Source organism: Klebsiella sp. Ech2A (assembly GCF_030078455.1).
GTDB classification, from domain to species: domain Bacteria; phylum Pseudomonadota; class Gammaproteobacteria; order Enterobacterales; family Enterobacteriaceae; genus Klebsiella; species Klebsiella terrigena.
In genome coordinates, this window is sequence record NZ_JAQGFU010000169.1 from 1 (window position 1) to 9,782 (window position 9,782).

The 9,782-nt window shown below is 59.5% G+C and carries 9 protein-coding genes; 4 read left to right on the top strand and 5 right to left on the bottom strand.

What is annotated here, in order from left to right; all coding sequences use genetic code 11:
- From PFH44_RS21475 to fes, 3 genes are all read right to left on the bottom strand, one after another.
- Positions 1–608 (bottom strand): condensation domain-containing protein (locus PFH44_RS21475; RefSeq protein ID WP_283826089.1); only part of this gene is annotated, 608 nt, incomplete at its 3' end.
- 10 nt (positions 609–618) lie between these two features.
- A complete protein-coding gene (locus tag PFH44_RS21480) occupies positions 619–822 on the bottom strand; it encodes an MbtH family protein (protein WP_045854413.1) in 204 nt (67 codons plus the stop codon).
- Positions 823–881: 59 nt separating this feature from the next.
- Complete coding sequence (fes, locus tag PFH44_RS21485) at positions 882–2,114, bottom strand: enterochelin esterase (protein WP_283826090.1); 1,233 nt, start codon at positions 2,112–2,114, stop codon at positions 882–884.
- A gap of 242 nt (positions 2,115–2,356) precedes the next feature.
- Between fes and fepA the strand changes: the two genes are divergently transcribed.
- Both fepA and entD read left to right on the top strand, forming a co-directional pair.
- Positions 2,357–4,597, top strand: a complete 2,241-nt coding sequence (gene fepA, locus PFH44_RS21490; protein WP_283826091.1) for a siderophore enterobactin receptor FepA — start codon at positions 2,357–2,359, stop codon at positions 4,595–4,597.
- Positions 4,598–4,664: 67 nt separating this feature from the next.
- The gene (entD, locus tag PFH44_RS21495; RefSeq protein WP_283826092.1) at positions 4,665–5,294 is read left to right on the top strand and encodes an enterobactin synthase subunit EntD; all 630 of its coding nucleotides are present in this window, start codon (positions 4,665–4,667) and stop codon (positions 5,292–5,294) included.
- Between the two features lie 42 nt (positions 5,295–5,336).
- Here entD and PFH44_RS21500 read toward each other — a convergent pair whose 3' ends face one another.
- On the bottom strand, positions 5,337–6,272 hold the full coding sequence (locus PFH44_RS21500; RefSeq protein ID WP_045854409.1) for a transketolase family protein: 936 nt from the start codon (positions 6,270–6,272) through the stop codon (positions 5,337–5,339).
- Positions 6,265–7,095 carry a transketolase gene (locus tag PFH44_RS21505; RefSeq protein WP_045854408.1) on the bottom strand — a complete coding sequence of 277 codons (831 nt, stop codon included), beginning with the start codon at positions 7,093–7,095 and terminating at the stop codon, positions 6,265–6,267. Before PFH44_RS21505 ends, PFH44_RS21500 begins: the two co-directional genes overlap by 8 nt.
- 463 nt (positions 7,096–7,558) lie before the next feature.
- On the opposite strand from PFH44_RS21505, the gene PFH44_RS21510 reads away from it, so the two are divergent.
- The gene (locus PFH44_RS21510) at positions 7,559–8,509 is read left to right on the top strand and encodes a sugar-binding transcriptional regulator (RefSeq protein ID WP_045854407.1); all 951 of its coding nucleotides are present in this window, start codon (positions 7,559–7,561) and stop codon (positions 8,507–8,509) included.
- Between the two features lie 359 nt (positions 8,510–8,868).
- A partial coding sequence (locus PFH44_RS21515; RefSeq protein WP_283826093.1) for an FGGY family carbohydrate kinase occupies positions 8,869–9,782 on the top strand: 914 nt, incomplete at its 3' end.

Below are 9,782 nucleotides of genomic sequence, written 5' to 3' on the forward strand. Positions count from 1 at the left end.
GTCCTGCGCTGCTCCTGCCAGAACTGCTTGTCCCGCTGCCAGCCGTCGCTGCCGTAGTAGCGCTGATACTCTTCCACCACCTCGGCGAACGGCGTAAACGGCGAATCCGGCGTCGGCTCTCCGCGCTGCCAGGCGCGGTAAATAGCGGCGATCTGGCGGGTAATGGCAGGGAAGCTGAAGCCATCGACGAGTAAATGATGATAGCGCTGATACCAGTACCAGCGATTGTCCGCCGTGCGCAGCAGCCGGTGACAGACCAGCGGATTACCGCTATCGACGCGCAAATTCTGTTCAAGGTCGGCCCGCATAATGGCCAGCGCGGCGGCGTGCGGATCGTCCGCCTCGCGCAGGTCATGGTGCTGCGGTTCGTCGAAGCGACGGGCCTCATCGACCCACTGCCAGGCTTCGCCGTTGTCTTCGCAAAAGCGCAGGCTTAGCGTGTCGGCCTGGGCCAGGCCGGCGACGATCGCCCGGCCGAGCAGCGCCGGATCGAGGCTGCCGCTGAGCTCAACGTAGTGAGCGACGCTCCAGGCGCCGGGCAGCGTTGACAGCCGCTCCGCCATCCAGATCCCCGGCTGCGCTGCAACCAGCGGTAAACGAGTGGTCATCATCGGCTCCTTAGGACGCGTAGTGCGCGGGGGTGAGGGTTGACCAGTTCGCCGCCAGCCAGGCATTGCACGCTTCCAGCGACTGCGGCGAACACTCTACCGTCCAGCCCTCCGGCAGCGCGCAGTGATGGGGCCACAGGCTGTACTGCTGCAGCTCGTTACGCAGAATGTAAAACTGCCCTTGCGGATTATCGAAGGGGTTACTGAATTGCATTTCAAACTCCTGTTAATACTCGCTATCCTGCTGGCCGCATCCGCAGCCCTCGCGCACGATCAATGATTCGGTTCTGGCGGGCGTCCCGATGGGACGGACTCCGCGGATTGCCATAGCTGAATGAGTCCCGCCGTCAGCCCGCCGCGCCAGCACAGCGCATCGTGCCCGCCGTCAACCTGGCGCCAGAAAACCGACCGTTTTGGCGGCGGCAGCTGGGCTAAAAGCGCCTGATTGGCGCGGAAAATAAGAGGTTCCCGCTCGCCGGCTTCGAGCCAGATTCGCAGCCCGTCGGCGCTTAGCTCCCCCGCTTTCAGGCCTTCAATCAGCGCGCCATCCTGCGCGCCGCCGCGGTGCGGCCACCAGTAGGATCCGGACTGGCTGAGCACGCAGCCAAAACGCTGCGGCCAGTTCAGGGCGGCGAACATTGCCGCCAGGCCGCCAAAGCTCTGCCCGGCCACGACGGTACGCTCGGCCCGGTCGCTAAATTCCGCGATTTGGCGCACCTGCGGCAGGAGCTCCTCCTGTACCGCCAGCCAAAAATCGCGGTTGCACGGCAGCTCGCGGCTGCGGTGCGCGCTATCGATAACGTCGATCAGCAGATACACCGCCGCCGGCAGCCGGCCCTCGCGGGTCAGCCCGGCCAGCGGCGACCATACCGGCATGCTCTCGGCCCAGAACTGGCCGTCCAGCAGCACCGCCAGCGGGCGCTCTTTTTCCGCGCCGTCGCCGGTGGCATAAACCCACACCCGACGGCTGTTGCCAAGCCGCGCGCTGCGCCACTGGATGCAGACCGGCGGAGCATAGTTTTCATCGCGCAGCGCCCAGCCGGGCTGCTCCGGCGCCTGAGGAAGTTCCAGCGCGGAGACCGCGTGGCCGCGCCCCCCCTTCCAGCTTTGCACATTGAGCGGGTCGGCTACCGCGCGCGGCAGCAGGCGTCGCCAGCCCTCGCGCAGCAGGGTGCGGTCCGGCGCGTCGCCGTTAAAAATCTCAGGAGCAAAATCGTCATCGCGTTCGGAGGGGATAAAACAGTAGCTGCCGCGCCAGGTCGGCGAGAGCGTGGTCTGCCATTGCCAGGCATCGGTGCCCGGGACGCGACGTAGGGTTTGCGGAACGGCATTTTTGTGGTGGTCGGTGACGCCGGTGATGTAGATCCACACCCGCCGCGTCGCCGAAGTGGCCTCGCTGCCCGCCGGGTCCCGCCACCAGAACGTCACCCGGTACGCATCGCCAGACGCCTCCGACTGCGGGCCGCTCAGGCTCTGCCACCAGTCATCGCTTCCTGTTTTTAACATTAAATAACCCTATGTTTATCGTGATATTTATCAATAAACGTAATATTTTGTTGATAATATTATTGATAACTATTTTCATTTGCAATAGCGTATTACCGCGCGTAGGAATGAGTAACTTCTAAAAACATGTCAGAGATGGCGGGCATCTGTCCTCTACTGGCAACATTTGTGCATGCCGTCACCTCTCCCGCTGGGAAGAGGTCTTTGGGGAAAGCGGCAACAGACAGCTGGATGATATTAAAATGAATAACAGGATCAAATCCCTGGCCTTGCTGGTCAATCTGGGAATTTATGGTGTTGCCTTCCCGCTGTGCGCGGAAGAGACCACAGACAGCAAACAAACGGCCGCCGAAGAAACCATGGTGGTTACCGCAGCGGAGCAGAACCTGCAGGCGCCCGGCGTCTCCACCATCACCGCCGATGAAATTCGTAAACGTCCGCCGGCCCGCGATGTTTCAGAAATCATCCGCACCATGCCGGGCGTTAACCTGACCGGCAACTCCACCAGCGGCCAGCGCGGCAACAATCGCCAGATTGATATTCGCGGCATGGGCCCGGAAAATACCCTGATCCTGATTGACGGTAAGCCGGTCACCAGCCGTAACTCCATTCGTCTCGGCTGGCGCGGCGAGCGCGATACCCGCGGCGATACCAGCTGGGTGCCGCCGGAAATGATCGAACGCATTGAGGTCATCCGCGGCCCGGCGGCGGCGCGCTACGGCAACGGCGCGGCGGGCGGCGTGGTCAATATCATCACCAAAAAAGGCGGCAACGAGTGGCACGGTTCATGGAATGCCTACATGAACGCCCCGGAGCATAAAGACGAGGGCGCCACCAAGCGCACCGACTTTAGCCTTAGCGGCCCGCTGGGCGGCGATTTCAGCTTCCGCCTGTTCGGCAACCTCGACAAAACGCAGGCCGACGCCTGGGATATCAACCAGGGACATCAGTCCGAGCGTACCGGCATCTACTCCGATACCCTGCCGGCCGGGCGTGAAGGGGTCGAGAATAAAAACATCAACGGCGTCGTGCGCTGGGACTTCGCACCGATGCAGTCGCTGGAGTTTGAGTCGGGCTACAGCCGCCAGGGCAACCTCTACGCGGGCGACACGCAGAACACCAACACCAACGACCTGGTGAAAGAGAACTACGGTAAAGAGACCAACCGCCTCTATCGTCAGACCTACTCCGTCACCTGGAACGGCGGCTGGGATAACGGTATCACCACCAGCAACTGGGCGCAGTACGAACACACCCGCAACTCGCGTAAGGGCGAAGGCCTGGCCGGGGGTACTGAAGGGATCTTTAATAGCGATAAGTTTAGCGATATCGACCTTTCCGACGTAATGCTGCACAGCGAAATCAGCATTCCATTCGACCTGTGGGTCAATCAGAATCTGACCCTGGGGACCGAATGGAACCAGCAGCGGATGAAGGATAACGCCTCCAATACCCAGACCTTTATGGGCGGCGATATTCCGGGCGCAAGCAGCACCGGCCGTAGCCCTTACTCACAGGCGGAGATCTTCTCGCTGTTTGCCGAAGACAACGTTGAGCTAACCGACTCCACCATGCTGACGCCAGCGCTGCGTTTCGATCACCACAGCATCGTCGGCAATAACTGGAGCCCGTCGCTGAACCTGTCCCAGGGTTTGGGCGACGACTTTACCCTGAAGATGGGTATTGCCCGCGCCTATAAAGCGCCGAGCCTGTATCAGACCAACCCGAACTACATCCTGTACAGTAAGGGCCAGGGCTGCTACGCCAGCGCGACCGGCACCGGCTGCTATATGGTGGGTAACGATGACCTGAAGGCAGAAACCAGCATCAACAAAGAGATCGGCCTCGAATTTAAACGCGACGGCTGGCTGGCGGGCGTGACCTGGTTCCGCAACGACTACCGCGACAAAATCGAAGCGGGCTACGCTCCGCTCTCCTCTACATCAAGCGGTAAGGTGAAAACCGATATTTACCAGTGGGAGAACGTGCCGAAAGCGGTGGTAGAGGGCCTGGAAGGGACGTTAAACGTGCCGGTTAGCGAGACCGTTAACTGGACCAACAACATCACCTACATGCTGCAGAGTAAGAATAAAGAGACCGGCGATCGTCTGTCGATTATCCCGGAATATACCCTGAACTCGACCCTCAGCTGGCAGGTATACGACGATGTTTCCGTGCAGTCGACCTTTACCTGGTACGGCAAGCAGGAGCCGAAGAAGTATAACTACAAGGGTCAGGCAGTTACCGGCAGCGAGAAGAACGAGGTTAGCCCATACAGCATCCTCGGCCTGAGCGCGACCTGGGACGTCACCAAAAACGTCAGCCTGACCGGCGGCGTGGATAACGTCTTCGATAAGCGCCACTGGCGTGCGGGTAACGCCCAAACTACCGGCGGCACCACCGGTTATATGTACGGCGCGGGTGCCGAAACCTATAACGAATCGGGCCGTACCTGGTATATGGGCATCAACACTCACTTCTGATTGCTCGCCTGAATCCCGCCGCCCTCTGGCCATAGAGGGCGGCGGGCAAATCGGTTAACATCCTTTCATGCACACACGTCACAGCACGCTTCTCCTTGCCGGACATCTGCTTCAGCGGATTGATTTCGACCCTGCCAGCTTCCAGCCCGCGGATCTGCTGTGGCTGCCCCATCACGCCCTGCTCACCGCAGGCGGCCGCAAGCGCCAGACCGAACACCTTGCCGGACGCATCGCCGCCGTGCACGCCCTGCGCGAAGTTGGCGAAAAAGTGCCGCCGCCGCCCGGCGAGCAGCGCCAGCCGCTGTGGCCCGCGCCGTGGTTCGGCAGCATCAGCCACTGTGAAAACAGCGCCCTGGCGGTGGTCTCCCCTAACCCGATAGGGATTGATATTGAGCGCCGCTTTACCCCGGCGCTGGCGGCGGAGCTCGAAAGCAGCATTATCAACGCCGCGGAAAAACCGCTGCTGGCGGCCAGCGGCCTGCCCTTTGCGCTGGCGCTGACGCTGGCGTTCTCGGCGAAAGAGAGCGGGTTTAAGGCGCTGCCCCTTCCCCGTCAGACCGGGATGGATTTTCTGCGTATGCGGATAACGTCTATAAAGGAGGGAATGCTGCGGATGCAAATTGATGATGAGAGCGTTGAGGTTCACTGGCTGGAATGCGACGCGCGGGTCATCACCCTCTGCGGGAAGCGCAAATAGCGCCACCCGCGCGGCAGCCCGCACGGGTTTTTAGCGCTACGGTTAGCCCAGCGTCCGGGCCAGCGCCGCGATCGCCGGCGCATCGAAACCGTGGTGCTGACGAAGCCAGCCGCGGTCCGCCGCCGCCGCGTACTCACCGTCAGGGATCCCCAGACGCTTCAGGGGGATGCCGGCGCCGCCTTCGGCCAGCACTTCGGCAACCAGGCTGCCGAGTCCGCCATTGACGTTGTGCTCTTCAACCGTGATGACCGCGCGGCAGCCCTGCAGCGCCGCCAGCAGCGCCTGAGTGTCGCAAGGGCGGATTGACGGCACGCTCACCACCTTCGCCTCAATGCCCTGCTCGGCCAGCAGCTCCGCAGCGTCAACGATTTCATGCACCGTCGAGCCCGTCGCAACCAGCGCAATATCCCGGCCTTCGCGCAGGGTAATCACCGCCCCGGGGACAAAGCGGTAGTTCTCATCGTGCAGCTCCGGCAGCGCCTTGCCGTCCAGGCGGATATAGACCGGCCCCTGATGCTGGATGGCGTAGTCGATTATCTGCCGGCACTCGCGCGGCGTAGAGGGGGCAAAGATCTGGATATTGCCGAACCCGCGCATCACGGCAAGGTCGTCAATAGAGTGATGGGTGCTCGCCAGCGGGCCGTAGCTGGCCCCGGCGTTGAGGCCGAACAGCTTAACGTTGGTGTTGTTGTAGCAGACGTCGACTTTGATCTGCTCATTGGCGCGCGAAATCAGGAAGGGGGCGGCGTTACAGGTCACCGCAACTTTCCCGCCCAGCGCCAGCCCGGCCGCCATGCCGACCATGCTTTGCTCGGCAATCCCGACGTTAACCAGACGGCCGGGGAATTGTTTAATAAAGGGCGCTATTTTCGCCGTCGAGGTGGAATCAGCAACGACCGGCACCAGATCGACGCCGCTTTCTACCGCGTCAATAAACGCCTGCACCATTACGCTCGCCAGGTGTTCTGCATTACTCATCTTTCAGTTCCTCCAGTGCCAGTTCAATCTCTTCGCCTTTCGGTACCCGGTGGTGCCATTCCGGACGCCCCTGGATAAAGGAAATACCGGCGCCTTTTGTGGTGTTGGCAATAATGACGTTAGGTTTACCCGCCTGCTGCAGCCCTTCCAGAGCGGCCACCACAGAGGCCATATCGTTTCCCTGACACTCGGTCACGGTCATGCCAAACGCTTTCCACTTTTCAGCAAGCGGGTCGGTATTCATAATCTCGCGGGTCGGCCCGGCGAGCTGCAGGTTATTTTTATCGTTGATAATAATCAGGTTATCGAGCTCGTAGTGCGCCGCAGCCAGCGCCGCCTCCCAGTTGCTGCCCTCGGCCAGCTCGCCATCGCCGGTAATTAAAAAGATGCGGCGGCGGCTGTTGCTCTTTTTCGCCGCCAGCGCCAGCCCCACCGCAACCGGCAAACCGTGGCCCAACGCGCCGGTATTCAGCTCGATGCCGGGGGTTTTTTGGCGAACCGGGTGGCCGGGAAGATGCGAGTTCGCATGCTGATAGGTCGCCAGCCATTCGACCGGGAAAAAGCCGGCTTCCGCCAGCACGCAGTAGTAGCACCCTACCGCGTGGCCTTTAGACTGGATGTAAATATCCCGCTCGGGGTCGGCAATCTGCTCGGGGGAGACGTTCAGCTCGCGGAAGTAGAGCGCGGTCAGGAGCTCTACCTGCGACAGATCGGCGCCGGTATGCCCCCCGGCCGGACTGTTGGCATTCAATCTGATAATGTGGCGGCGCACCGCGCGAGCTTGACGCTCAAGAGCCTGGACATCGTAGCTATAGGGATTCATTTAATACCTCTGAATTTAATTTCAACTTGGAATATTTATTCCGTCAGGGACTAAAAAAACCAGACATCCCCAGGCAGCGCATCATCAGGCTTCCGCCGCTGCATCATACTCAGGAACATTCTGCCTCCTTAACTATCAGGCCCGTCTGTGCCTGGATAAGTTTTCAGTTGACTTGATATCACTATGAATATATATTCAATAATGATTCTTTATTCAATTATGTCGCAACTGTTCTGTTTTTGTCCATAGCTGATTTTGAGGATTGATAAAAGTTAGAGTTTCATCACACTTAGTTCTCTTTCTTTTTCACGTATGATAAAAGCCTCTATACCCTGAATTATTCGCCCTGCGGTCTGCTCAGGCAGAGGGTCGGCGCGGTTAACGCGCAGCGCCAACAGAGATGCGGTTTTGGCATGACGGGTATAACATAATGGATGTACGTTAATGATTTTCGGGGATATATATGGCTAAGCAGGATGAACAAAGGCTGTTAGTTAAGATTGCCACGCTTTACTATCTTGAAGGACGAAAGCAGTCCGACATTGCACAACTTCTTTCGCTCTCCCAGTCATTTGTCTCCCGCGCCATCACCCGCTGCCAGAAAGAAGGGGTGGTAAAAATTAGCGTCGTTCAGCCCTCGAATATTTTTCTCAACCTCGAAAAAGGCATCGAAGATCGCTACGGAATTAAGCAGGCTATCGTCGTCGATACCGAAGAGGATGCCAGCGATCACACCCTCAAGCGCGCGATTGGCTCCGCTGCCGCCCACTATCTGGAAACCCGCCTGCGGCCGAAAGATCTGATCGGCGTCTCCTCATGGAGCTCGACCATCAGGGCGATGGTCGATGAGGTTCACGCGCAGAACTTAAAGGCCAGCGGAGTCATCCAGCTGCTCGGCGGCGTCGGACCGAACGGCAACGTCCAGGCCACCATCCTGACCCAGACGCTCGCCCAGCATCTTAACTGTCAGGCCTGGCTGCTTCCTTCGCAGAGCATTGAGGGCTCGATGGCGGAGAAAAACCGCCTCATCGCCAGCCAGGACGTCGCCGACGTGGTTTCACGCTTCGACGAGGTTGATATTGCCATCGTCGGGATCGGTATTCTCGAACCCTCACAGCTGCTGAAAACGTCCGGTAACTACTACCACGAAGATATGCTGCAGGTGTTGGCCGAGCGCGGCGCGGTGGGGGATATCTGCCTGCACTACTACGACAAACAGGGCCGGGCCGTGTTAAGCGATGATGAAGATCCTGTTATCGGCATGGCGCTGGAAAAAGTAAAAAAATGCCCCAACGTCGTGGCGCTGGCCGGCGGTAGCGATAAGGTTGCGGCGATCAAAGGCGCCCTCTCCGGCGGCTATATCGACGTTTTAATCACCGATTACCCGACCGCGAGGCTGCTGGTCACCGGCTAATTTTCCAGCAGATATCTTTTTTGCATGCCTTTGCGCCCCCCCTTCAGATGCCAAGGCGTGCGAAATAAACAGTTATATTTCAATATGCTGATCGAATATCTCCGCACTTGCCTCCTCTGCCCTCCGGGCATTTATCCATTCAGATAAGTGTGATTGCCAGCACAATTGATAACTTTCCCTCTAGCCCCGGGGAAAGTTTCTGGCTAAGGTATTAAATAAATAATCACTATCGAATATATATTCAGTGATTACAAAAGTGATAACGAAATGTCACATCATGGCCTGCTCAGTCGCAACGCGATAGCGAGGAATGTTCGCCCCTCAGCGCCAGGACGCAGTGTGACTCAGGAGACTATCTAATGCCGGCAACACAGCAAGAGTTCATTATTGCGCTCGACGAGGGGACGACCAACGCCAAAGCGGTCGTGCTCGACGGCCGCGGCAACGTTATTGTCAAGTTTTCACAGCCCCTGGCGATTCAAACCCCGCGCGATGGCTGGGTAGAGCAATCCGGGGAGACGCTGATTGAGGCTTCCCTCGCGGTGATTGCCAAAGCGGTTGAGCACGTTGGCGCGGACAACGTGGCCGCACTCGCCATCAGCAACCAGCGGGAAACCGCCATCGGCTGGTATCGCCACAGCGGAAAGCCGGTTAACGCCGCCATCACCTGGCAATGCACCCGCAGCGCCGCGTTTTGCGACGAGCTGCGCCATGCGGGCAAAGAGCAGCAGATTAAAACCACCACCGGGCTGCCGATTGCGCCCCTGTTTTCCGCCTCCAAAATGCGCTGGCTGCTGGAGTCGATCCCCGAGGGTCGCCTTCTCGCCGAACGCGGCGAAATCTGCCTCGGCACCATCGATAGCTGGCTGCTGTGGAACTTAACCCACGGCGACGCTTTCTGCTGCGACTACTCCAACGCCGCGCGCACCCAGCTGCTCAATCTGCAGAGCGGGCAGTGGGACGACGACATGCTGGCGCTGTTCCAGATCCCCCGCGCCGCGCTGGCGGAGATTAAGCCCTCCAGCGGGCTGTTTGGCTACACCCGCGGGCTCGCGGCGATCCCTGACGGCATTCCGATCATGTCGATGGTCGGCGACTCCCACGCCGCGCTTTTTGGCCATGCGCTGGGGGAACTCGGGTGCGTGAAGGCCACCTACGGCACCGGCTCATCGGTGATGGCACCGGTTAAATCAGCCCAGTGCGACATTGACGCGCTGGCCACCACCATTGCCTGGCACGACGGCGAGCGCATCACCTACGGGCTGGAAGGGAA

Coding starts and splice junctions, on each gene's coding strand:
- PFH44_RS21500 (WP_045854409.1), bottom strand. CDS start 6,272: ATGAGTAATGCAGAACACCTGGCGAGCGTAATGGTGCAGGCGTTTATT.
- PFH44_RS21505 (WP_045854408.1), bottom strand. CDS start 7,095: ATGAATCCCTATAGCTACGATGTCCAGGCTCTTGAGCGTCAAGCTCGC.
- PFH44_RS21480 (WP_045854413.1), bottom strand. CDS start 822: ATGCAATTCAGTAACCCCTTCGATAATCCGCAAGGGCAGTTTTACATT.
- entD (WP_283826092.1), top strand. CDS start 4,665: ATGCACACACGTCACAGCACGCTTCTCCTTGCCGGACATCTGCTTCAG.
- fes (WP_283826090.1), bottom strand. CDS start 2,114: ATGTTAAAAACAGGAAGCGATGACTGGTGGCAGAGCCTGAGCGGCCCG.
- fepA (WP_283826091.1), top strand. CDS start 2,357: ATGAATAACAGGATCAAATCCCTGGCCTTGCTGGTCAATCTGGGAATT.
- PFH44_RS21510 (WP_045854407.1), top strand. CDS start 7,559: ATGGCTAAGCAGGATGAACAAAGGCTGTTAGTTAAGATTGCCACGCTT.